The sequence below is a fragment of the Streptomyces sp. NBC_00704 genome (genome assembly GCF_036226605.1).
In the GTDB taxonomy this organism is placed as follows: Bacteria; Actinomycetota; Actinomycetes; order Streptomycetales; family Streptomycetaceae; genus Streptomyces.
Map to the genome: position 1 here is coordinate 6,649,243 of NZ_CP109000.1, position 21,649 is coordinate 6,670,891.

Annotated in this window: 18 protein-coding genes and 1 pseudogene; 6 read left to right on the top strand and 13 right to left on the bottom strand. The window is 72.1% G+C overall.

Going from position 1 to position 21,649, the window contains the following annotated elements:
• Positions 1-33: 33 nt before the first annotated feature.
• Complete coding sequence (locus OG802_RS28820) at positions 34-1,152, top strand: glycerate kinase (RefSeq protein WP_329417475.1); 1,119 nt, start codon at positions 34-36, stop codon at positions 1,150-1,152.
• Positions 1,153-1,294: 142 nt separating this feature from the next.
• Here the strand turns inward: OG802_RS28820 and pssA are convergent, their stop codons facing one another.
• The 9 genes from pssA to OG802_RS28865 all read right to left on the bottom strand — a co-directional run bounded on the left by pssA (position 1,295) and on the right by OG802_RS28865 (position 12,249).
• Complete coding sequence (gene pssA / locus OG802_RS28825) at positions 1,295-2,113, bottom strand: CDP-diacylglycerol--serine O-phosphatidyltransferase (RefSeq protein ID WP_329417487.1); 819 nt, start codon at positions 2,111-2,113, stop codon at positions 1,295-1,297.
• 22 nt (positions 2,114-2,135) lie between these two features.
• Complete coding sequence (locus OG802_RS28830) at positions 2,136-2,792, bottom strand: phosphatidylserine decarboxylase (protein WP_329415105.1); 657 nt, start codon at positions 2,790-2,792, stop codon at positions 2,136-2,138.
• 170 nt (positions 2,793-2,962) lie between these two features.
• The gene (locus OG802_RS28835; protein WP_329415107.1) at positions 2,963-4,168 is read right to left on the bottom strand and encodes an acyl-CoA dehydrogenase family protein; all 1,206 of its coding nucleotides are present in this window, start codon (positions 4,166-4,168) and stop codon (positions 2,963-2,965) included.
• 3 nt (positions 4,169-4,171) lie between these two features.
• The gene (locus OG802_RS28840; RefSeq protein ID WP_329415109.1) at positions 4,172-4,678 is read right to left on the bottom strand and encodes a MaoC family dehydratase; all 507 of its coding nucleotides are present in this window, start codon (positions 4,676-4,678) and stop codon (positions 4,172-4,174) included.
• Positions 4,679-4,693: 15 nt separating this feature from the next.
• The gene (locus tag OG802_RS28845; RefSeq protein ID WP_329415111.1) at positions 4,694-5,653 is read right to left on the bottom strand and encodes an HpcH/HpaI aldolase/citrate lyase family protein; all 960 of its coding nucleotides are present in this window, start codon (positions 5,651-5,653) and stop codon (positions 4,694-4,696) included.
• On the bottom strand, positions 5,650-7,698 hold the full coding sequence (locus OG802_RS28850; RefSeq protein ID WP_329415114.1) for a protein meaA: 2,049 nt from the start codon (positions 7,696-7,698) through the stop codon (positions 5,650-5,652). The genes OG802_RS28845 and OG802_RS28850 overlap by 4 nt, the downstream gene beginning before the upstream one ends.
• Before the next feature lie 17 nt (positions 7,699-7,715).
• Positions 7,716-9,053, bottom strand: a complete 1,338-nt coding sequence (gene ccrA, locus OG802_RS28855) for a crotonyl-CoA carboxylase/reductase (RefSeq protein ID WP_329417489.1) — start codon at positions 9,051-9,053, stop codon at positions 7,716-7,718.
• Positions 9,054-9,491: 438 nt separating this feature from the next.
• Positions 9,492-10,307: a TetR family transcriptional regulator gene (locus OG802_RS28860; RefSeq protein ID WP_329415115.1), complete on the bottom strand. Its 816-nt coding sequence runs from the start codon at positions 10,305-10,307 to the stop codon at positions 9,492-9,494.
• 136 nt (positions 10,308-10,443) lie between these two features.
• Positions 10,444-12,249, bottom strand: a complete 1,806-nt coding sequence (locus OG802_RS28865) for a 3-hydroxyacyl-CoA dehydrogenase family protein (RefSeq protein WP_329415117.1) — start codon at positions 12,247-12,249, stop codon at positions 10,444-10,446.
• Between the two features lie 464 nt (positions 12,250-12,713).
• Between OG802_RS28865 and OG802_RS28870 the strand changes: the two genes are divergently transcribed.
• Positions 12,714-12,926 (top strand): hypothetical protein, encoded by a 213-nt coding sequence (locus OG802_RS28870; RefSeq protein WP_329415118.1) that lies wholly within the window; start codon positions 12,714-12,716, stop codon positions 12,924-12,926.
• Positions 12,927-13,100: 174 nt separating this feature from the next.
• Positions 13,101-13,676: an adenylosuccinate lyase gene (locus OG802_RS28875; protein WP_329415120.1), complete on the top strand. Its 576-nt coding sequence runs from the start codon at positions 13,101-13,103 to the stop codon at positions 13,674-13,676.
• A 7-nt stretch (positions 13,677-13,683) separates the two neighbouring features.
• On the opposite strand, the gene OG802_RS28880 is transcribed toward OG802_RS28875, so the two are convergent.
• From OG802_RS28880 to OG802_RS28895, 4 genes are all read right to left on the bottom strand, one after another.
• Positions 13,684-14,241 (bottom strand): GNAT family N-acetyltransferase, encoded by a 558-nt coding sequence (locus OG802_RS28880; RefSeq protein ID WP_329415122.1) that lies wholly within the window; start codon positions 14,239-14,241, stop codon positions 13,684-13,686.
• On the bottom strand, positions 14,238-14,429 hold the full coding sequence (locus tag OG802_RS28885; RefSeq protein WP_329415124.1) for a hypothetical protein: 192 nt from the start codon (positions 14,427-14,429) through the stop codon (positions 14,238-14,240). The genes OG802_RS28880 and OG802_RS28885 overlap by 4 nt, the downstream gene beginning before the upstream one ends.
• Positions 14,430-14,533: 104 nt before the next feature.
• Positions 14,534-16,135 carry an alpha/beta hydrolase gene (locus OG802_RS28890; RefSeq protein ID WP_329415125.1) on the bottom strand — a complete coding sequence of 534 codons (1,602 nt, stop codon included), beginning with the start codon at positions 16,133-16,135 and terminating at the stop codon, positions 14,534-14,536.
• Positions 16,136-16,278: 143 nt separating this feature from the next.
• Entirely contained in the window at positions 16,279-17,322 is a 1,044-nt protein-coding gene (locus tag OG802_RS28895; protein ID WP_329415127.1) for an Rv2578c family radical SAM protein, read from the bottom strand.
• A 222-nt stretch (positions 17,323-17,544) separates the two neighbouring features.
• Here OG802_RS28895 and OG802_RS28900 point away from each other — a divergent pair, with 222 nt between their 5' ends.
• The 3 genes and pseudogenes from OG802_RS28900 (at position 17,545) to OG802_RS28910 (ending at position 21,647) form a co-directional block, all read left to right on the top strand.
• Positions 17,545-17,988 (top strand): SRPBCC family protein, encoded by a 444-nt coding sequence (locus OG802_RS28900; RefSeq protein ID WP_329415130.1) that lies wholly within the window; start codon positions 17,545-17,547, stop codon positions 17,986-17,988.
• A 210-nt stretch (positions 17,989-18,198) separates the two neighbouring features.
• Positions 18,199-18,945: pseudogene (locus tag OG802_RS28905) on the top strand (MSCRAMM family protein); the annotation flags it as partial.
• A 152-nt stretch (positions 18,946-19,097) separates the two neighbouring features.
• The gene (locus tag OG802_RS28910) at positions 19,098-21,647 is read left to right on the top strand and encodes a SpoIIE family protein phosphatase (protein ID WP_329415132.1); all 2,550 of its coding nucleotides are present in this window, start codon (positions 19,098-19,100) and stop codon (positions 21,645-21,647) included.
• The last annotated feature ends 2 nt before the right edge of the window (positions 21,648-21,649 follow it).

The window sequence follows — 21,649 nt, forward strand, 5'->3', positions numbered from 1 at the left end:
GTGGCGGACGCTGCAACGCAGGGCACCCGACGGGTGCTCGTGGCCGCGGACAAGTTCAAGGGCTCGCTGACGGCCGTGCAGGTCGCCGAGCGGGTGACGGCGGGGCTGCGCCGGGCCGTACCGGACGTCGAGGTGACGGCCCTGCCCGTCGCCGACGGCGGTGACGGCACCGTGGCCGCGGCGGTCGCGGCCGGCTTCGAGCGCCGGGAGGTGCGGGTCGCCGGGCCCCTCGGGGACGAGGTGACCGCGGCGTTCGCGGTGCGCGGCGACACGGCGGTCGTGGAGATGGCCGAGGCGAGCGGGCTGCAACGGCTCCCCGCCGGCGTCCTCGCCCCGCTCACGGCGTCCACGTACGGCTCGGGGCAGCTGCTGCGCGCCGCGCTGGACGAAGGCGTGCGGACGATCGTGTTCGGCGTGGGCGGCAGCGCGACGACGGACGGCGGCGCGGGCATGCTGTCGGCGCTCGGCGCGCGGTTCCTCGACGCGGACGGCGAGCCTGTGGCGCCGGGCGGCGGCGGTCTCGCGGACCTGGCGCGGGCCGACCTGTCGGGGCTGGACCCCCGGCTGGCGGCCGTGGAGCTGGTCCTGGCGAGCGACGTCGACAACCCGCTGACCGGTCCGAAGGGCGCGCCCGCCGTCTACGGGCCGCAGAAGGGCGCCTCGCCGGACGACGTCGGCACGCTGGACGCGGCGCTCGTCCACTTCGCGAAGGTCCTGGAGACCGAGGTGGGCCCGAGGGCCGCGGAGTACGCGGCGGCGCCGGGCGCGGGGGCCGCGGGCGGCATCGGCTACGGGGCGCTGCTGGTGGGCGCCCGCTTCCGCGCCGGCATCGAGGTCATGCTCGACGTGCTGGGCTTCGCGGCGGCGCTGGAGCCGGCCGAGCTGGTCATCACGGGGGAGGGCTCCCTCGACGAGCAGACCCTGCACGGCAAGGCTCCCGCGGGCGTGGCCGCGGCCGCCCGCGCGGCCGGCAAGGACGTCGTCGCGGTGTGCGGCCGCCTCCAGCTCCCGCCCGAGGCGCTGGGGCGGGCCGGGATCCGCCGGGCGTACCCCCTGACCGACGAGGAGCCGGACGTCGCCGTCTGCATCACGGAGGCGGGCCCCCTCCTGGAGCGCGTCGCCGAACGGATCGGGCGGGACTTCCTGACCTGAGCCCGCACGGCGGACGGGGGACGGCGGGAAAGGCTGAAGACGACGGAAGCGACGGACGCGACGGAAGACGACCCAAGACGCGGGAGGGGGCCCGAACCAGATGGTTCGGGCCCCCTCCCGCGTCTCACGACCGCGTTCACCGCTACGGCAGCTGCGCCGCCCGGGCCTCGCGGCGGTTGCCGCGGAAGTTGTTCACCCGGCGGGCCGTGGCGAACAGCGGGATGACCGCGCCCATGACCAGCTGGAGCGCGCAGCCCGTCTGGAGCAGGAGCTGACCGCTCGGGGCGTCGAACGCCCAGGCCGCCAGCAGGCCCATCGACAGCACGATCCAGGCGAGCATCGCGCCGGCGAGGCGGCCCCGCGGCTTCGGGTACTCGACCCGGCTCACCATCAGCCAGGCGGTGCCCAGGATGGCCATGAGCGTCGCCGCGAACGGCAGCTCGAGAAGCACGATGGACACGACCGTGAGCGCGCCGAACGGCGACGGCATGCCCTGGAAGGTGCCGTCCTTGACGGTGACGCACGAGAATCTCGCGAGCCTGAGCACCACCGCCAGCAGCACCACGATCGCGCCGACCGCCGCGACCCGCTGGTGCGCGTCGTCGGCGACCATGCCGTAGACCAGGACGAAGTACGCCGGGGCCAGGCCGAAGCTGATCAGGTCCGACAGGTTGTCCAGCTCGGCGCCCATCGGCGAGGAGCGGAGCTTGCGCGCGACCAGGCCGTCGAAGAGGTCGAAGACGGCCGCGCAGAGCATCAGGATGACCGCCGTGGCGGCGCTGTGCCGGGCCATGCCCGACTCCTGGCTGCCGGTGAGGTGCGGGATCAGGATGCCCGTGGTGGTGAAGTACACCGCCATGAAGCCGCACGTGGCGTTGCCGAGGGTGAGGGTGTCCGCTATCGACAGGCGCAGCGAGAGGGGCATCTCCTCGTCGTCGTCCACGTCGTCGGCCTCGGGCACCCAGCCCGCCTGGGTCTCCGGGTCAATCACGGTCAATGCGAGTCACCCCTGCCACGGTCTTCTGCCCCACCTCGACCGCGACCTCCACGCCCTCGGGCAGGTAGACGTCGACGCGGGAGCCGAAACGGATCAGGCCGATCCGCTCGCCCTGCTCGACCTTCGTGCCCTCGGGGATGTAGGGGACGATGCGGCGCGCGACGGCTCCGGCGATCTGGATCATCTCGATGTCACCGAGTTCGGTGTCGAAGTGCCAGACGACGCGCTCGTTGTTCTCGCTCTCCTTGTTGAACGCCGGCACGAACCCGCCGGGGATGTGCTCGACCGACGTCACGGTGCCGGCCAGCGGCGCGCGGTTGACGTGGACGTTGAGCGGGCTCATGAAGATCGCGACCCGGGTGCGTCCGTCCTTCCACGGCATGATGCTCTGCACCACACCGTCGGCGGGCGAGATGACCCGGCCCGGGGCGATCTCGCGCTCGGGGTCGCGGAAGAACCACAGCATGCCCGCCGCGAGAGCGGTGGCGGGCACGGCGACGGCCTTGGCGGCGCCCGAGCGGCGGGCGCGCAGCAGGCTGACGGCTGCGGTGGCGACGGTCGGCAGGAGCCACGGCGATGCTCCGCGCGCGAGGCGTGCGCCTACCAGGCTGTCGCGGTGTGCAGAGGTTTGGCTGTGGGGCATGGATGACCTTCGTAGCGGATGATGCCGCGCTTCGACGGGGGGACGGCGGCTTTCCGCGATCGTAGCGGTTCGGGACCACAACTGGGTAAGTCAGGAAGCGGAGTCGACGGCCGGGGAAAGTTGACGGGGTGTGATCTTCTTCTCGAAGAAAACACCTCCAACCGGGACGATCAGCCCTGGAACCGATACTCCTCGAGCAATCTGCGCCCGATGATCATTTTCTGGATTTCGGCGGTGCCTTCACCGATCAGCAACATCGGGGCCTCGCGGTAGAGGCGCTCGATCTCGTACTCCTTGGAGAAGCCGTACCCGCCGTGGATCCGGAAGGAGTCCTCCACGACCTCCTTGCAGTACTCGGAGGCGAGGTACTTCGCCATCCCTGCTTCGAGGTCGTTTCGTTCTCCCGAGTCCTTTTTGCGTGCGGCGTTCACCATCATCGCATGGGCGGCCTCGACCTTGGTAGCCATCTCGGCCAGCTTGAACTGGATGGCCTGGTGCTGGGCGATCGGCTTGCCGAACGTGTGCCGCTGCTGGGCGTACCGGACGCCGAGTTCGAAGGCACGCTGAGCGACGCCGCAGCCACGCGCCGCGACGTTCACGCGGCCAACCTCGACCCCGTCCATCATTTGGTAAAAACCTCGGCCGGTGGCCCCGCCGAGCACCCGATCGGCGGAAAGCCGCAGGCCGTCCATGATCAGCTCGGTCGTGTCGACGCCCTTGTAGCCCATCTTGTCGATCTTGCCCGGGATGGTCAGGCCGGGGCGGACCTCGCCGAAGCCGGGCTCCTTCTCGATGAGGAAGGTCGTCATCGACTTGTGGGGCGCCGTGCCCTCGGGGTGTCCTTCGTCACTTCGGACCAGAACGGCCACCAGGGATGAGGTTCCGCCGTTCGTCAGCCACATCTTCTGGCCGTTGAGGACGTACTCGTCGCCGTCCTTCACCGCCTTCGACGTGATCGCGGACACGTCCGAGCCGAGGGCCGGCTCCGACATGGAGAACGCGCCGCGGATGTCGCCGGCCGCCATCCTCGGCAGGTAGTGGTCCTTCTGCTCCTGCGTGCCGTGCTGCTTGAGCATGTACGCCACGATGAAGTGGGTGTTGATGATGCCCGAGACGGACATCCAGCCACGGGCGATCTCCTCCACGCACAGGGCGTAGGTGAGGAGCGACTCGCCCAGGCCGCCGTACTCCTCGGGGATCATCAGGCCGAACAGGCCCAACTCCTTGAGGCCGTCGACGATCTGCTGCGGGTACTCGTCGCGGTGCTCCAGCTCGGTGGCGACCGGGATGATCTCCTTGTCCACGAAGTCGCGGACGGTGGAGAGGATCTCCTGCTGGACGTCTGTCAGACCGGCGGTCTGGGCGAGGCGGGCCATCGATCAGCCTTCCTGAAGTTCCGGGCGGCCGGGCTGCTCTCCGCCGCGCTCCTTGATGTACGTCTCGGTCGGCACCATCACCTTGCGGCGGAACACGCAGACCATGGTGCCGTCCTGCTTGTAGCCCCTGGTCTCGACGTACACGATGCCGCGGTCGTTCTTCGACTTGGACGGCCACTTGTCCAGCACGGTCGTCTGGCCGTAGACCGTGTCGCCGTGGAACGTCGGCGCGACGTGCTTGAGCGACTCGATCTCCAGGTTGGCGATCGCCTTGCCGGACACGTCCGGCACGGACATGCCGAGCAGGAGCGAGTAGATGTAGTTGCCCACGACGACGTTCTTGCCGAAATCGGTCGTCTTCTCCGCATAGTTCGCGTCCATGTGGAGGGGGTGGTGGTTCATGGTGAGGAGACAGAACAGGTGGTCGTCGTACTCGGTGACCGTCTTGCCCGGCCAGTGCTTGTACGTCGCCCCGACCTCGAACTCCTCGTAGGTGCGTCCGAACTGCATCGCGCCCAGCGCTCCTTAGTTGTCGGGGGTCTCGAACTTCGACGTGCGCCGCATGCCGGCCGCCCGTCCCTTGCCGGAGATGACCAGCGCCATCTTGCGGCTGGCCTCGTCGATCATCTCGTCGCCGAGCATCGCCGAGCCCTTCTTCCCGCCCGCCTCGGACGTGTAGTAGTCGTAGGCGTCCAGGATCAGCTCGGCGTGGTCGTAGTCCTCCTGCGACGGCGAGAAGATCTCGTTGGACGCCTCGACCTGGCCCGGGTGCAGCACCCACTTGCCGTCGAAGCCCAGCGCGGCGGCGCGCTGCGCGACCGCGCGGTAGCCGTCCACGTTGCGGATCTGCAGGTAGGGGCCGTCGATCGCCTGGAGGTCGTTGGCGCGGGCCGCCATCAGGATCTTCATCAGGATGTAGTGGTAGGCGTCCGCCGGGTAACCGGGCGGCTGCTCGCCCACGACCAGCGACTTCATGTTGATGGAGGCCATGAAGTCGGCCGGGCCGAAGATGATCGTCTCGATGCGCGGCGAGGCCTGCGCGATCTCGTTGACGTTGTTCAGGCCCTGCGCGTTCTCGATCTGCGCCTCGATGCCGATGCGGCCGACCTCGAAGCCCATGGTCTTCTCGATCTGCGTCAGGAGCAGGTCCAGGGCGACGATCTGCTGGGCGTTCTGCACCTTCGGCAGCATGATGCAGTCGAGGTTGGGGCCGGCGCCCTCGACGACCGTGACGACGTCGCGGTACGTCCATTCGGTCGTCCAGTCGTTGACGCGCACGACCCTCGTCTTGCCCGTCCAGTCGCCCTCGTTGAGGAACTTGACGATGGTGTGCCGCGCCTCGGGCTTGGCGAGCGGCGCGCACGCGTCCTCGAGGTCCAGGAAGACCTGGTCGGCCGGCAGACCCTGCGCCTTCTCCAGGAAGCGGGGGTTGCTGCCCGGAACGGCGAGACAGGAGCGCCGCGGACGAAGACGGTTGACAGTCATGCGGGGACCTCCAGGGGGTCGAGCTTGTTCGCTTTGCGGATCTCGTCGACGATGCGGCCGATGATTCCGGTGATGTCGAAGTCCTTCGGGGTGAAGACCGCGGCGACGCCCGCGGCCCTGAGCTGCTCGGCGTCCCCGTTCGGGATGATGCCACCGGCGATCACCGGGATGTCTGTGGCACCGGCCACACGGAGCCGTTCGAGGACGTCCGGCACCAGCTGGGCGTGCGATCCGGAGAGGATGGACAGGCCCACGGCGTGGACGTCCTCCTCCAGCGCGGCGTCCACGATCTGCTCGGGCGTCAGCCGGATGCCCTGGTAGACGACCTCGAACCCGGCGTCGCGGGCGCGCACGGCGATCTGCTCGGCGCCGTTGGAGTGACCGTCCAGGCCCGGCTTGCCGACCAGGAAGCGCAGTTTGCCGACGCCCATGTCCTTCGCGGTCAGGTCGACCCTGCGGCGGACGTCGGACATGGCCGAACCCTCCTCCGCGGGGACCGCCACCGGCGCGGACGACACGCCCGTCGGTGCGCGGAACTCGCCGAACACCTCGCGCAGCGCCCCGGCCCACTCGCCGGTCGTGACCCCGGCGCGGGCGCACTCCAGGGTGGCCTCCATGAGGTTGGCGGTGCCCTTCGCGGCCTCCTTCAGCTTCTCCAGCGCCTTGCAGGGGCGCGGGTGGTTGAAGGGCGGCTGGTAGCGCGTGTCGCGCCAGTGCTGCAGGGAGGCGACGACCCGTGCCTCGACCGCCGGGTCGACCGTCTGGATCGCGGTGTCGAGGTCGGCGGTCAGCGGGTTGGGCTCGGTCGTCTCGAAGATGTTGACGCCGATGATCTTCTCCTGCCCGGACTCGATCCGGGCCCGGCGCTCGGCGTGCGAGGAGACCAGCTGCGACTTGAGGTAGCCGGACTCGACGGCGGCCATCGCGCCGCCCATCTCCTGGATCCGCCCGATCTCCGCGAGGGAGGCCTCGACCAGCTCGGCCACCTTGGCCTCGATCACGTGCGAACCGTCGAAGATGTCCTCGTACTCCAGCAGGTCGCTCTCGTGGGCGAGGACCTGCTGGATGCGCAGGCTCCACTGCTGGTCCCAGGGCCGGGGCAGCCCGAGCGCCTCGTTCCAGGCCGGCAGCTGCACGGCACGCGCGCGGGCGTCCTTCGACAGCGTCACGGCGAGCATCTCCAGCACGATCCGCTGGACGTTGTTCTCCGGCTGCGCCTCGGTCAGCCCCAGCGAGTTGACCTGGACGCCGTAGCGGAAGCGGCGCTGCTTGGGGTTCTCGATGCCGTAGCGCTCACGGGTGACCTGGTCCCAGATGCGGCCGAAGGCGCGCATCTTGCACATCTCCTCGACGAAGCGGACGCCCGCGTTCACGAAGAAGGAGATGCGGGCGACGACGTCGCCGAACTTCTCGGCCGGCACCTGCCCGGAGTCCCGGACGGCGTCCAGCACGGCGATCGCCGTGGACATCGCGTACGAGATCTCCTGCACCGGCGTGGCCCCGGCCTCCTGCAGGTGGTAGCTGCAGATGTTGATCGGGTTCCACTTCGGCATGTGGGAGACCGTGTACGCGATCATGTCCGTCGTCAGGCGCAGGCTCGGTCCCGGCGGGAAGACGTGCGTGCCGCGGGACAGGTACTCCTTGACGATGTCGTTCTGGGTCGTGCCCTGGAGCAGGGTGACGTCGGCGCCCTGCTCCTCGGCGACGACCTGGTAGAGCGCCAGCAGCCACATGGCGGTGGCGTTGATCGTCATCGAGGTGTTCATCTGCTCCAGGGGGATGTCCTGGAACAGCCTGCGCATGTCGCCGAGATGGGCCACCGGCACGCCGACCCGGCCGACCTCGCCGCGGGCGAGGACGTGGTCGGAGTCGTACCCGGTCTGGGTGGGCAGGTCGAACGCGACCGACAGACCCGTCTGCCCCTTGGCGAGGTTGCGCCGGTACAGCTCGTTGGACGCCTTGGCCGTGGAGTGGCCGGCGTACGTGCGCATGAGCCACGGCCGATCCTTCTCCCGCTTTCCTTCGGCGGACTGACGCTCAGTCATCTATGACCCCGGGTGTCTCAGATGTTGCGGAAGCGGTTGATGGCGTCGATGTGCTGGGCGCGCTTGGCCTCGTCGCGCACGCCCAGACCCTCCTCGGGGGCCAGCGCGAGGACGCCGACCTTGCCCTGGTGGAGGTTGCGGTGCACGTCGTAGGCGGCCTGGCCGGTGTCCTCCAGCGAGTACACCTTCGACAGCGTCGGGTGGATCTTCCCCTTCGCGATCAGCCGGTTGGCCTCCCAGGCCTCGCGGTAGTTGGCGAAGTGCGAGCCGATGATCCGCTTCAGGGACATCCACAGGTAGCGGTTGTCGTACTGGTGCATGTAGCCCGAGGTCGAGGCGCAGGTCGTGATGGTGCCGCCCTTGCGGGTGACGTACACGGAGGCGCCGAACGTCTCGCGGCCGGGGTGCTCGAAGACGATGTCGATGTCCTCGCCGCCGGTGAGTTCGCGGATGCGCTTGCCGAAGCGCTTCCACTCCTTGGGGTCCTGGGTGTTCTCGTCCTTCCAGAACCGGTAGTCCTCGGCGGTGCGGTCGATGATCGCCTCGGCGCCCATGGACCGGCAGATGTCCGCCTTCTGCGGCGAGGAGACGACGCAGATCGGGTTGGCGCCGCCGGCCAGCGCGAACTGGGTGGCGTAGCTGCCGAGGCCGCCGCTGGCGCCCCAGATCAGCACGTTGTCGCCCTGCTTCATGCCGGCGCCGTTGCGGGAGACCAGCTGCCGGTAGGCGGTGGAGTTGACGAGGCCGGGGGCGGCCGCCTCCTCCCAGCTCAGGTGGTCCGGCTTGGGCATCAGCTGGTTGGACTTGACGAGCGCGATCTCCGCGAGCCCGCCGAAGTTGGTCTCGAAGCCCCAGATGCGCTGCTCGGGGTCGAGCATCGTGTCGTTGTGGCCGTCCGAGGACTCCAGCTCGACGGAGAGGCAGTGCGCGACGACCTCGTCGCCGGGGTGCCAGGCGTTGACGCCGGGGCCGGTGCGCAGCACGACGCCCGCGAGGTCGGAGCCGATGACGTGGTACGGCAGGTCGTGCCGCTTGGTGAGCTCGCTGAGCCTGCCGTAGCGCTCCAGGAAGGAGAACGTCGAGACGGGCTCGAAGATCGAGGTCCACACGGAGTTGTAGTTGACCGAGGAGGCCATGACGGCCACCAGGGCCTCGCCGGGGCCGAGCTCGGGCAGGGCCACCTCGTCCAGGTGGATCGACTTGCGCGGGTCCTTGTCCCGGGTCTCCAGGCCCGCGAACATCTCCGCCTCGTCCTTGTGCACGGTGATCGCGCGGTAGGACTCGGGGAGCGGCAGGGCGGCGAAGTCGGCCGGCGTCGATTCCGGCGACTGGATCGCGTCCAGGATCTTCTGCATGGTCACGGTGTTGCCTCCGGCGGTGAACGCCCTGAGGGAGGGGCGCTGAGGGTTACGGCGGTGCTGCTGAGGGTGTGGTGGAAGGTGCCGTCGGTTCGGCGGTGTGCTGTTCGGCAGCGCTTTGTGGCGCGGGAGGTTGCCTGTGACGCAGGCGTCCGGGCGCGCGACCCATGAGGTTGCGGGGACAGCCGGCGTACGTGTGATCGCTGCACGCCGGCCGCCCGGACACCTTCAACGTATGACACCGCGTGTCACCTCGCAAGGCACTGAGTGCCAGAAGTTCCACTCAGATGAAATCTTTACGCAACATATGAGCGATGATCGATCGAACGGCCTCGGAATTCCGCGCCAAAAGGCCCTCTGACATGCCAAAACGGCCACCCCGAGGGGTGGCCGTCATCACAGCGGGAAGCGGACCCGAGCGGGACCCGCGCGGGCTCAGCGCTCCTTGAGCGCCTGCTCGATGGTGCGCATGACCTCGTCCAGCGGGGCGTCGGTCCGGGCGACCGTCACCAACACCTCGCCGTGCGCGGAGACCGACGCCGCAGCCGGCTGCGCGGCGCCCCCGCCGCTGCGCCCGGCCCCGATGCCCGTGCCGAACGTGCGGCGCACGATCGCGAAGGCGTGGTCGAGCTGGGCCTCGACGTCGCCCTGCCCGTCGGCCCTGAGCCAGCGCCGCAGCACGTGGTTGTGGGCGGTGACCACGGCGGACGCGGCGACCCGGGCCAGCAGCGGGTCGTCGTTGGCGTCGTCGTCGTGCGCGTGCTCGTCGAAGTGGCCGAGCAGGTAGCGGGTGAACAGGCGCTCGTAGCGGGCCACCGACGCGATCTCCGCCTCGCGCAGGGTGGGCACCTCGCGCGTCAGCCGGTAGCGGGCGACCGAGATCTCCGGCCGGGCCGCGTACATCTTCATGACCTCCTTGATCCCACGGCACACCGTGTCGAGCGGGTGCTCGTGCGCGGGGGCCGCGTTGAGGACGGCCTCCGCCCGGATCAGGGTGTCGTCGTGGTCGGGGAAGATCGCCTCTTCCTTGGAGCGGAAGTGCCGGAAGAAGGTGCGCCTCGCGACCCCGGCCGCGGCCGCGATCTCGTCGACCGTGGTCGCCTCGTAGCCCTTGGTGGAGAACAGTTCCATGGCCGCGGCCGCCAGCTCTCGGCGCATCTTGAGCCGCTGGGCGGCCGCGCGGCTGCCCGCGGCGCTCTCGGGCGCGTCGGGCGTGACGGGTGTGCGTGAGGACCTGGCGGGCTGGGACATGACCTGAACGTACTGCATGTGCGCAGCTCGGTGCGCAGGTCCGGGTCCTGCCCCGGCCCCGGCGGACGGGGACCGGCCGGCGGGCCCGAGCAGCCCGCCCCAGTCCCCGCGCGCCGGACGGCGGTCGCCCGGCCCGTCAGCGGCGGGCATATTCGCGGAAGCCACGGCCGGTCTTGCGGCCGAGGCAGCCCGCGGCCACCAGGTGCTCCAGGAGCGGGGCCGGAGCCAGTCCCGGGTCGCGGAACTCGCGGTGCAGGACCTTCTCGATCGCGAGCGAGACGTCGAGTCCGACGACGTCCAGCAGCTCGAAGGGGCCCATCGGGTAGCCGCCGCCCAGCTTCATCGCCGCGTCGATGTCGTCGAGGGTCGCGTAGTGCTCCTGCACCATCTTGATCGCGTTGTTCAGGTACGGGAAGAGGAGCGCGTTCACGATGAAGCCCGCGCGGTCCCCGCAGTCGACGGCGTGCTTCTTGATCCGCGCGCACACCTCGCGGACCGTGGCGTGGACGTCCTCGGCCGTGAGCACCGTGCGGACCACCTCGACCAGCTTCATCGCCGGGGCCGGGTTGAAGAAGTGCATGCCGATCACGTCCTGCGGGCGCGAGGTGGCGCGGGCGCAGGCGACGACCGGCAGCGAGGAGGTCGTCGTGGCGAGGACCGCACCGGGCTTGCAGACCTTGTCCAGGGTCGCGAACAGCTGCTGCTTGACCTCCAGGTCCTCGGCGACCGCCTCCAGGGCGAGGTCGACGTCGGCGAAGGCGTCGTAGGAGCCGGCCGGGGTGATCCGGTCCAGGATCCGCGCGGCGGCCTCGGCGGTCAGCCGGCCCTTGTCGACCGAGCGGGACAGCGACTTGCCGATCCGGGCCTTGGCGGTCTGCGCCTTCTCCTCGCTGCGGGCGGCGAGGACGACGTCGTAGCCGGCCTTGGCGAAGACCTCGGCGATGCCCGAGGCCATGGTGCCCGAGCCCGCGACCCCGACCGAGGAGACCTCGCGGCCCGCGGCGCCGGTCCCGCCGGACGACGGCGTCAGCGCGTCCGGGACGACCGTCGCGCTGCCGGGGGAGTCGTAGGTGTAGAAGCCGCGGCCCGACTTGCGGCCCGTCAGGCCGGCCTCGCTGAGCTGCTTGAGGAGGGGGGCGGGCGCGTGCAGCCGGTCGTGGGACTCGGCGTACATGGCCTCCAGGACCGTGCGGGCGGTGTCCACGCCGATCAGGTCCAGCAGGGCGAGCGGGCCCATCGGCAGTCCGCAGCCCAGCCGCATCGCGGCGTCGATGTCCTCCCGGGAGGCGTAGCGGGCCTCGTACATCGCGGCCGCCTGGTTGAGGTAGCCGAACAGCAGGCCGTCGGCGACGAAGCCGGGACGGTCGCCCACCGCGACGGGCTCCTTGCCGAGGTCGACGGCCAGCTCGGTGACGGCGGTGACGGCGGCCGGCGCGGTCAGCACCGAGGAGACCACCTCGACCAGCTTCATCGCCGGCGCCGGGTTGAAGAAGTGCAGGCCCAACACCCGCTCCGGGCGGGCGGATTCGGCGGCGAGACGGGTGACCGAGAGCGCGTTGGTCCCGGTGGCCAGGATGGTCTCGGGCCGCACGACCGAGTCCAGCTCACGGAAGATCTGCTGCTTGATCTCGTACGACTCGGGCGCCACCTCGATCACGAGGTCGGCGTCGGCGGCCGTGCGCAGGTCGGTGGAGACGCGGACGCGGGCCAGGACGGCGGTGCGCTCCTGCTCGGTGAGCCGCCCGCGCTGCACGGCGCGGGCGGTGGACGTCTCCAGCGCGGCGACGGACCGCGCGGCCTGGGCCTCGCTGACGTCGACGCCGATCACCTCACGGCCGGCCTTGGCGAGGACCTCGGCGATGCCGGTGCCCATGGTGCCGAGGCCGATGACGGCGATCGTCCGGAGCGGGGACAGAGGGGTGTCGGACAGGGGAGTGGCCATCGCGGACTCCAGGAAGAGGGTGACGACTGAGGAACGCGCCCCGGTACGCCCGAGGGACCTCTGCGAGGCCCGGGCGCACCGGGTGCACGGAAAAGCGATGCGGGTGTTGTCGCCGGGCTGCGAGCGCACACGCCCGGTGCCGTCGCCGAGGGCGTGCACACGCCCGGGGTCGAACGGCGGATCCGACCGGCCCTGTCCCGTGGCCGGGTCGTACAGCGGTACACGTGGTACCGAACCGACGTCTCGCGGCGACTGCGTCACCAGGCCGCCACGAGGAGATGCGAGTGGGTGTCTCGCTCGTATGAGCTTAACCGGTGGGTAACGAGCGCGCCAGCCCTCTTTCGCCGATCCGTTCTGTGATGTGTCCCGCACCGGTCCCCCCTCGGACGCCGGGGCGGCCCCGCTCTCGGCCCCGCCGCGGGGGCAGGAGCGGATACGACGCCACGCAGACGCCGATCCCGGCCATGCCCCGAGCCCAGTCCGCCGTGGACGCCGGCCCGGGCGGGGCGGGCGGGCAGCCGCCGCACGGCCGCGCCGACGGCGGCGAGGCGGCCGGGGGCGACGAGGCGGTCGCCGGCCAGGCCTGGATGACCGTGCGCAGGGCGAGGAGCCGGCGGCGTCGCGTCCGGGCGTCGCATGTCCGGTGCGCGGGGCCGTTCTCCGCGGGGGTGCCGTGAGTCGCCGTCGTCGTGCCGTCTTCCGGTCTCGGGCGGGAGACGGGTGCCGCGGGGGAGGGCCGGCCTGCCGCGCGGTCTTTCCCGGCGCGGGGGCGGCACGGGCCGTGCGCCCGGTCGTGCTCCCGTGCGCCGCCGCGCGGCGTGCGCCGCCGGAGCCTGTCCTAGGCTCGGCGCATGGACGAAGAGTTGCGATCCCTCACGGAGCGCTTACGGCGCGAGTCCGGCGCGACGGCCGCGTACGAGCGGCTGGCGGGCGCCGCGGGCCCCGACGAACTGGCAGACGTTCTCACCGCGCCCGGACAGCCCCTGTGGGCCAGGGAGCTGGCCGCGTTCCGGCTCGGACTCGCGGGGGACCGGCGGGCGTTCGAGACGCTCGTCCTGCTGCTCAATCACCGCGATCCCGCGCGCTGCGCCTCCGCCGCCCACGCCCTCGCCCGCCTCGGCGACCCCCGCACCGCCCGCGCCGCGGCCGCCCTGGCCACCAACGAACTGCGCGTCGCCTACGCCCTGCACCCCGTCCGGCTGCTCGTGGAGCTGCGCGCACCCGAGTCGGTGCCCGCGCTGATCACGACGCTTCAGCGGCGGCTGCGGCCGCACGACCCCTACCGGCGGGTGGCCCTCGCCTGCGTCGACGGGCTGGGCGCGCTGGGCGACCGCCGGGCCCGCCCGGTGCTCAACGACGCACTGGCCCACCCGGTGCTCGCGCAGGCGGCCGTGCACGCCCTCGCGCGGATCCCCCGCCAGCGCTGACGGCACCTCAGACGACGGTCGCCAAGGGCCCCTTCAGGGGCAGACCGCCCCCGTGGCGCACCTCCGGCACGGCGACGCCCGCCACCACGAAGGACTCCTCGGCGCCGTCCGCGGGAAGCCCGGCGCGTGCGTAGAAGCGGCGGGCCGCGACGTTGTCCCTGAGCACCCACAGCCGCATCGCCGGGTGCCCCAGCGCCTCGGCCCGCCGCGCGGCCGCCCCGAGGAGCGCGCGTCCGACACCGGTGCCGAGGTGCTCGACGGCCGCGTAGAGGGCGTACAACTCGGCGTCCGGTGTGAGGACTTCGCCGTCCCGGTAGGGGCCGAGGGCCGCCCAGCCCACCACCGCCCCGGCACGCTCGGCGACCAGGTTCACCACGCCGGGCCCGCCCTGTCCGAAGCCCGCCCGGCGCCGCTCGGCGTCCTCGGCGACGCTCAGCGCGTCCAGGTACGTCTGCGGCATCAGGCCGCGGTAGGCCCGCTGCCAGCCGCGCACGCGGATCTCCGAGACCCGCCCGACGTCCGCGAACGTCATCTCGCGCACCGCCGGGGCCGTCGGCGACGTCATGCACCCTGCACCGCGAACGCCCCGGTCACCCTCGGGAACTCCGGGCGGACCGGCGCGGCGACCCGCACGGCGGAGGCGGCCGACCGGCCGGCCACGGCCACGAGTCGGCCCGTGGCCGTCACCACCTGCGGGTACCGGGTCGCGGGGACGGCGCCGTCGGGGACGGTCGTCCTGGTCGGTTCGCTCATGCGCCCATGGTGGACCACGGCCCGACGACGCCCCGGCCCCGGCCCGCCCGACGCCCCCTGCCCCGCCTCACCCGGGTGTCTCCGGTGGCGCCCCCGGGGGCCGGTCAGCCGCGGAAGCCCAGGAGGCCGTGCAGCGTGGTGCCGTGGGCCGAGCGCTGGGCGACCTTCGAGTCCAGCGGCTCGGGGTCGGGCTGCGCCGGGCAGACCGCGTCCGCCTCACCGCTCCCGCGCGGCACCACGCCGTCGGCCAGGTATGCCGCCAGGTGCTTGTCCAGGCAGGCGTTCCCGCTGAGCGTGATGCCGTGGTTCTGCCCGCCCTCCTCGACCACCAGGCTGGAGCCCCGCAGCAGAGCGTGGACCGTCGCACCGCCCTCGAACGGGGTCGCCGCGTCGTTCGTCGCCTGGAACAGCAGGACCGGCGGCAGGTCCCCGTTGACGACGTTCGGCGCGGTCTGCGGCCGGGTCGGCCAGAACGCGCACGGCGCGTTGTACCAGGCGTTGTTCCACGTCATGAAGGGCGCCTTGGCGTGCACCGACCAGTTGTCGGAGCGCCACTCGTCCCAGTCTCCGGGCCAGGAGGAGTCCCGGCACTGCACCGCGGTGTAGACGCTGTAGCCGTTGTCGCCCGCGGCGTCGACCGCGGCGAAGTTCTCGTACGCCTCGACCAGCGGGGCGGTGTTCGCGGCGTTCACGTAGGCCGCGAACGCCTCGGCGAGGTGGGGCCAGTAGCCGTTGTAGTAGCCGCCGGGCATGAACGTGTCCTCCAGCTCGGAGGCGCCCACCTTGCCGCCGGCCGGCTCCTTCCCCAGCGCCGCCCGCATCGCGTACCACTTCGCCTCGACCCGCTCCGGGTCGGCGCCCAGCTTGTAGGCCTTGTCGTGCCGGGCGATCCACGCCATCAGGGCGCGGTGGCGGTCGTTGAAGGCGAGGTCCTGGGTGAGGTTGTCCTCGTACCAGACGCCGGTCGGGTCCACGATCGAGTCCAGGACCAGGCGCCGCACCCGCTGCGGGTAGAGCTTGGCGTACACCGCACCGAGGTAGGTGCCGTACGAGTAGCCGAAGTAGTTGAGCCGCTCGGCGCCGACCGCGGCGCGGATCGCGTCCATGTCCCGGACGGCGTCGATCGTGTCGATGTACGGCAGGACGTCGGCGTACTTCTTGCCGCAGGCCTCGGCGAAGGAGCGGGCGCGCTGGAGGCCGGCCCGCTCGATCGCCTCGGTGAGCGGCACGGAGTCCGGGCGGACGGGGGCGAAGTGACCCGGCCGGCAGTTCAGGGCGGGCGTGCTCCTGCCGACCCCGCGCGGGTCGAAGCCGATCACGTCGTACTGCGCCGCGACCGCCTTGGGCAGCGCCGAGGCGACGAACCCGGCGAGGCTCAGCCCCTGGCCGCCCGGTCCGCCCGGGTTGACCAGCAGCGGGCCCTGGTACGTCTTCGCGGTGTGCGGCACACGGGACAGCGCCAGCGTGATCTGCCGCCCGTCCGGCCGGGTGTGGTCGAGCGGCACCTTCAGCGACGCGCACTGCAGGGCAGGCCGGTCGGCGATGCCGCAGCTCTTCCAGGCGGGCTTCGCGGCGGAGCCGGAACCGGAGAAGGGGGCGGAGACGGGGGAGGCGGGGTGTGACGGGCTCGCGCCGGCGGGCACGGCCGTGACCGTCCCGGCCACGACTGCGGCGGCGGCGCACAGCACGGCTGCGCGTGTGTTCATGGACTGCTCCCGGGACGAAAGGGGCCGGCGAAGGCGGACCGCGCAGGTCACGGCCCTTGCCGGATCGTCCCGGAAAGATCGTCAGGAAATACCTGTTCTGCGGCTTATTGACCCGTTCGAGTACCCGGATGCGCGCACACGACCTAGAGCAGCGTGAGCTGGGTGGGCCCGGGTGCGGCGGGGGCCTCGGCCGGGGCGGGCGGGCGGATCCGGCGCGGTGTCCCCGTGCGCGTGGGGCCGATGCCGTACTCCTCGGCCAGCTCGTGCACCTGACGGGTGATCCGGCGCTGGTACCACTTCGGGGCGTAGGCGCCGTCCGCGTACAGCCGCTCGTAACGGCGCACCAGGTGGGGGTGGTGCTGTCCGAGCCAGGCCATGAACCACTCGCGGGCGCCGGGGCGCAGATGCAGGGCGAGCGGGGTGACCGAGGTGGCCCCGGCGGCCGCGATCGCCCGGACGGTGGCGCGCAGTTGAGCCGGTTCGTCGCCCAGGAACGGGATCACCGGCGCCATCAGCACCCCGCAGCCGATGCCGTGGTCGGTGAGGGTGCGCACCACGTCCAGCCGGCGCTGCGGCGCGGGAGTGCCCGGCTCCACGGTGCGCCACAGGTCGGTGTCGGTGAAGCCCACGGAGACCGAGACCCCGACGTCGGTCACCTCGGCGGACTGCCGCAACAGGTCGAGGTCGCGCAGGATCAGGGTGCCCTTGGTGAGGATGGAGAAGGGGTTGGCCCGGTCGCGCAGGGCCGACAGGATGCCCGGCATCAGCCGGTAGCGGCCCTCCGCGCGCTGGTAGCAGTCGACGTTCGTGCCCATCGCGACGTGTTCGCCCGTCCAGCGGGGCGAGGCCAGCTGGCGGCGCAGCACGTCCGGCGCGTTCACCTTGACGACGATCTGGGTGTCGAAGCCGATCCCGGTGTCGAGGTCGAGATAGCTGTGCGTGCGGCGGGCGAAGCAGTAGACGCACGCGTGCGTGCAGCCGCGGTAGGGGTTCACCGTCCACTCGAACGGCATCCGGGAGGCGCCCGGCACCCGGTTGAGGACCGACCGGGCGCGGACCTCGTGGAAGGTGATGCCGGCGAACTCGGGCGTGTCGAACGTCCTGGTCGTGACCGTGTCCGCGCCGAACAGCGCGGCGTCCGCCGGCCGGTCGTGGCGGGTCTCCACGGCGAGGTTCTCCCAGCGCATGACGCCTCCTCGGTTGCACTGCCCCCACAATAGAACATCTGTTCCCATGATCGTGCGGCGGACCTTTCCCGACCGGTTTGCGATCGGCCCGCGATCGCTTCGCGGGCCCCGATTTGGGCGGCCGAGGACCGGGGTGGTTGGCTTGCCCCGAACCTGAGGCACCCCTGAGCACTACTGAGCACCCCTGAGCAACCCTGAGCAACACGGACCTGGAGGAACCCCATGGCGCAGGTCGAGGCCACCACCGAGCGGGTCGTCGCGGCGGACCCGGACAAGGTGTTCGACACGATCGCCGACTACAGCGGCACGCGCGGGAAGCTGCTGACCGAGCACTTCAGCGAGTACGAGGTGCGCGAGGGCGGCGACGGCGAGGGCACCCTCGTCCACTGGAAGCTCCAGGCCACCAGCAAGCGCGTGCGCGACTGCCTCCTGGAGGTCTCCGAACCGGCCGACGGCGAACTCGTGGAGAAGGACCGCAACTCCTCGATGGTCACGGTCTGGCGTGTCACCCCGGCCGGCGAGGGCGCGTCCCGCGTCGTCGTCACCACCACGTGGAACGGCGCCGGCGGCATCGGCGGCTTCTTCGAGAAGACCTTCGCCCCCAAGGGCCTCGGCCGGATCTACGACGCCGTCCTCGCCAACCTCGCCGCCGAGGTCGAGAAGTAGCCCGACGCCCCGCGTTCCCCGGTGCGTTGAACACCGTCACCGGATCGAGTGGTTCCCCCTCGTGACCGGGACGGCGCCGTAACCCGTCGCACTCGCCCGTGGTTGTCGCTTGACGCGACGACCGTGTGGCGGGTGCGACGAGGGGAACGGCTGATGGGCGCAACCACTCCGCTGAAGGACGAGCCGGTCACGGCGACTCCCGCGAACCTCGTCCACGGCACGGTGCGGCGCCCGGACGGAAGCGCCGTGCCCCGCGCGGCGCTCACCCTCGTCGACGCGGGCGGCGTGCAGACCGGCCGGGGCGCCAGCGGCGAGAACGGGCGCTACGCACTGCCCGCCCCCGACCGCGGCACGTACGTCCTGATCGCCGCGGCGGGCGGTCACCAGCCCCGGGCCGTGTCCGTCACCGTCGGCGAGCACCCCGTCGAACTCGACATCGTCCTCGGCGGGGCCGGCCGGCTCACGGGCAGCGTCGTCACCGCCGGCGGCGACCCCGTGCCGGACGCCGCCGTCGCCCTCACCGACGCGCGCGGCGAGGTCGTCGCCTCCGCCCGCACCGGCCGCGACGGCGGCTACCTCCTCGCCGGGCTCGTCGCCGGGGACTACACGCTCGCCGCCGGCGCCCCCGCCCACCGCCCGGCCGCCGTGCCGGTCACCGTCCAGGCCGCCCGCGAGACCCGCCGGGACGTCGAACTCGCCGGCGGCGCACTGCTGCGCGGCACGGTTCGGGCCACCGGCGGAGGGGCGGTCGAGGACGCGCGCGTCACCCTGCTCGACGCGGCGGGCAACGTCGTCGCCACCCTCACCACCGGAGCCGACGGCACGTTCCGGTTCGGCGATCTGTCCTGCGGCGAGTACACCGTCATCGCCGCCGGCTACCCGCCGGCCGCCACCGTCGTGCGGGTCGCCGGAGGCGGCCGCACGGAGCGCGACCTGCGGCTCGGCCACGAGGACTGACGGCGCGCGGGCGCGGGCGAAACGAAGGGCGTACCCCGGCGCACCGCGCTGAAACCAATTCCAGGATTGACGCCCGCGCCGAGCGGCGTGCGCCGTACGGTGGGGTCGGCGGGACAGATCTTGCACAGCTCTGGGGAGAGAGGGCCTGCGCCATGGACCGTGGCACCGAGAGGGACGCACCTCCCCGCCGCGGAACCGCGAGCGAGGCGACGGACGGGCCGGAACGGGGATCGACGCGTCCCGAGGGCGGGGACGCACCCGCCGGCGTCGGGCGCGTCCCCCTCGCCGTGGTCGTCGTGGACCGCGAGGGCCTGGTCTCCCACTGGAGCGCGGGCGCACGCCGGCTGTTCGGCGTAGCCAAGGACGAGGCGATCGGGCAGCCCGCCATCGACCTGCTCCCCGTCTCCGGCGCGCTCCCCGACCCCGACGACGACTTCGCCGACCTCGCCGACGACCCCTACGGCGAGTACACCGCCGCCGACGGCGTGGGGCCGGGCCTGGACTCCTCCCTCGGCCGCGGGCTCGGCTACCCGGCCGCCGGCCGGGCCCGGCTGACGGTGCCCGCCCCCGACGCCGGCCACACGCGCGCCGACGTGCTGTGGTGGGCCTACCCGCTGGTCGGGCCGGGCACGGAGCGGCTGCTGGTGCTGGCCGCCGACGCGACCGCCCTGCGCCCCGAGGAGCCCGCGAACCCCTCGGCCGTCGAACGCATCGCCCCCGGCTTCGCCCTGCACACCGACTTCCCCGGCGCCGAGGACCTCGCCCGCAGACTGCCCGAGATCCTGCCCAGCATGAGCGTCGGCGAAAGCGCCCGCATCGTCGCGCAGGTCCTCGAACTCGGCTATCCCGTCATGGAGTTCAGTCAGAACGACCGGGTGCCCGTGACCCCCGACTGGGGCGTGGCCCGGCGCGTCGAACGCCGGGCCCGCCAAGCGCGCGCCGCCCGCGCCGCCGCCGAAGGGCTCCCGATACCGCAGGACCCGGCCGACGAGGGCGAGGATCTCGAACACGCCGCCGTCCGTGAACGGCTGGAGTTCCTCAACGAGGTCAGCGGGAGGATCGGCACCTCCCTCGACCTGTCCCGCACCATCGTCGAGGTCAGCCGGGCCGTCGTCCCGCGCTTCACCGACGTCGCCGGCACGTATCTGCGCGAACAGGTCGTCGCCGGCGAGGGATTCCCCCGCGGCGTGCCGGACACCACCACCCTGTGGCACCGCGTCGCCCTGGAGCACACCGACGAACCCGGCCGCTGGGACGACGTCGTGCCCGTGGGCGAGGCCATGCCGTTCCCCGCGCACACCCCGTTCTTCCAGTGCATGACCACCGGCGAGCCCGTGCTGGTGCCCCGGATCAGCGAGCAGCTGGGCCACGCCGTCGCCTCGCAGTTCGAGAAGCGGGACATCCGGCCCCTGATCACCGGCCGCTCCATGCTCGTCGTCCCGCTCAAGGCCCGTGACGTCGTCCTCGGCTTCATGATCCTGCTGCGCCACCCCGAACGCGCCGTCTTCAACGACATGGACCGCGTCACGGGCGCCGAACTCGCCGCCCGCGCGGGCCTGGTGCTCGACAACGCGCGCATGTACACCCACCAGGAGAGCGTCGCGGAGACCCTCCAGGACAGCATGCTGCCGCACATCCCGCCGCGCAGGACCGGCTGCGACCTCGCCACCCGCTATCTGCCGGGCACCCAGCTGGGCCGGGTCGGCGGGGACTGGTTCGACTCGGTGAAACTGCCCGGCGCGCGCACCGCGCTCGTCGTCGGCGACGTCATGGGGCACGGCCTCAACTCCGCCGCCATGATGGGCCAGTTACGGACGGCCGTACAGACCCTGGCCGCGCTCGACCTGCCGCCCGCCCAGCTCCTGCGCAACCTCGACGATCTCGCGCAACGCCTGGGCGACACCTACCTGGCGACCTGCCTGTACGCCGTGTACGACCCGATCGCGGGCGAACTCACCCTCGCCAACGCGGGACACATCCCGCCGGTGCTGGTGCGGGCCGCCGACGGCCGCAGCGAGCTGCTCGACCTGCCCACCGGCGCGCCCGTCGGCGTCGGCGGGGTGCCCTTCGAGGCCGTCCGCGTCCGCGTGGAGTCGGGGGACCGGCTCGTGATGTGCACCGACGGGCTGGTGGAGATGCACGGCGAGGACATCGGCGTGGGCCTGGCGGCCCTGTGCGAGTCCGCGGCACATCCGGCCGCCTCCATGGACGACGCCTGCGACACGATCGTCCGCGCCCTCGCCGCGGCCTTCTCCCGGGCCGGTCACGGCGATCGCAAGGACGACGTCGCCCTGCTCATGGCCCGGCTCGGCGGCCTCGAGCCCGAAGACGTCGCCGAACTGGTCCTCGCGCCCGACCCGGCCGAGGTCGCGAGGGCCCGTGCCGCGGTCCGCGAGCGGCTGCACGGCTGGGGACTGGACGCACTCGCCGACACCGCCGCACTCATGGTGAGCGAACTCGTCACCAACGCCGTGCGGCACTCCCGCGGACGTCCCGCCGGACTGCGGCTCGTCCGCGGCGACACCCTGCTCTGCGAGGTCGAGGACGACGACCACGAGCTGCCCGACCTGCTGAGCGCCGGACCCGGCGACGAGGCCGGACGCGGGCTGCGCGTGGTGAGCGCGCTGGCCCGCGAATGGGGCGCGAGCCGCACGGCGGACGGGAAGTCGGTCTGGTTCGAACTGACGCTGCCGCACCGCTGAAC

What these genes read in the sequence shown, in the direction of transcription:
- OG802_RS28830 (WP_329415105.1), bottom strand. Translation starts at nt 2,792, where the DNA reads ATGCCCCACAGCCAAACCTCTGCACACCGCGACAGCCTGGTAGGCGCA.
- OG802_RS28835 (WP_329415107.1), bottom strand. Translation starts at nt 4,168, where the DNA reads ATGGCCCGCCTCGCCCAGACCGCCGGTCTGACAGACGTCCAGCAGGAG.
- OG802_RS28840 (WP_329415109.1), bottom strand. Translation starts at nt 4,678, where the DNA reads ATGCAGTTCGGACGCACCTACGAGGAGTTCGAGGTCGGGGCGACGTAC.
- OG802_RS28845 (WP_329415111.1), bottom strand. Translation starts at nt 5,653, where the DNA reads ATGACTGTCAACCGTCTTCGTCCGCGGCGCTCCTGTCTCGCCGTTCCG.
- OG802_RS28850 (WP_329415114.1), bottom strand. Translation starts at nt 7,698, where the DNA reads ATGACTGAGCGTCAGTCCGCCGAAGGAAAGCGGGAGAAGGATCGGCCG.
- ccrA (WP_329417489.1), bottom strand. Translation starts at nt 9,053, where the DNA reads ATGCAGAAGATCCTGGACGCGATCCAGTCGCCGGAATCGACGCCGGCC.
- OG802_RS28860 (WP_329415115.1), bottom strand. Translation starts at nt 10,307, where the DNA reads ATGTCCCAGCCCGCCAGGTCCTCACGCACACCCGTCACGCCCGACGCG.
- OG802_RS28865 (WP_329415117.1), bottom strand. Translation starts at nt 12,249, where the DNA reads ATGGCCACTCCCCTGTCCGACACCCCTCTGTCCCCGCTCCGGACGATC.
- OG802_RS28870 (WP_329415118.1), top strand. Translation starts at nt 12,714, where the DNA reads ATGCCCCGAGCCCAGTCCGCCGTGGACGCCGGCCCGGGCGGGGCGGGC.
- OG802_RS28875 (WP_329415120.1), top strand. Translation starts at nt 13,101, where the DNA reads ATGGACGAAGAGTTGCGATCCCTCACGGAGCGCTTACGGCGCGAGTCC.
- OG802_RS28880 (WP_329415122.1), bottom strand. Translation starts at nt 14,241, where the DNA reads ATGACGTCGCCGACGGCCCCGGCGGTGCGCGAGATGACGTTCGCGGAC.
- OG802_RS28885 (WP_329415124.1), bottom strand. Translation starts at nt 14,429, where the DNA reads ATGAGCGAACCGACCAGGACGACCGTCCCCGACGGCGCCGTCCCCGCG.
- OG802_RS28890 (WP_329415125.1), bottom strand. Translation starts at nt 16,135, where the DNA reads ATGAACACACGCGCAGCCGTGCTGTGCGCCGCCGCCGCAGTCGTGGCC.
- OG802_RS28895 (WP_329415127.1), bottom strand. Translation starts at nt 17,322, where the DNA reads ATGCGCTGGGAGAACCTCGCCGTGGAGACCCGCCACGACCGGCCGGCG.
- OG802_RS28900 (WP_329415130.1), top strand. Translation starts at nt 17,545, where the DNA reads ATGGCGCAGGTCGAGGCCACCACCGAGCGGGTCGTCGCGGCGGACCCG.
- OG802_RS28910 (WP_329415132.1), top strand. Translation starts at nt 19,098, where the DNA reads ATGGACCGTGGCACCGAGAGGGACGCACCTCCCCGCCGCGGAACCGCG.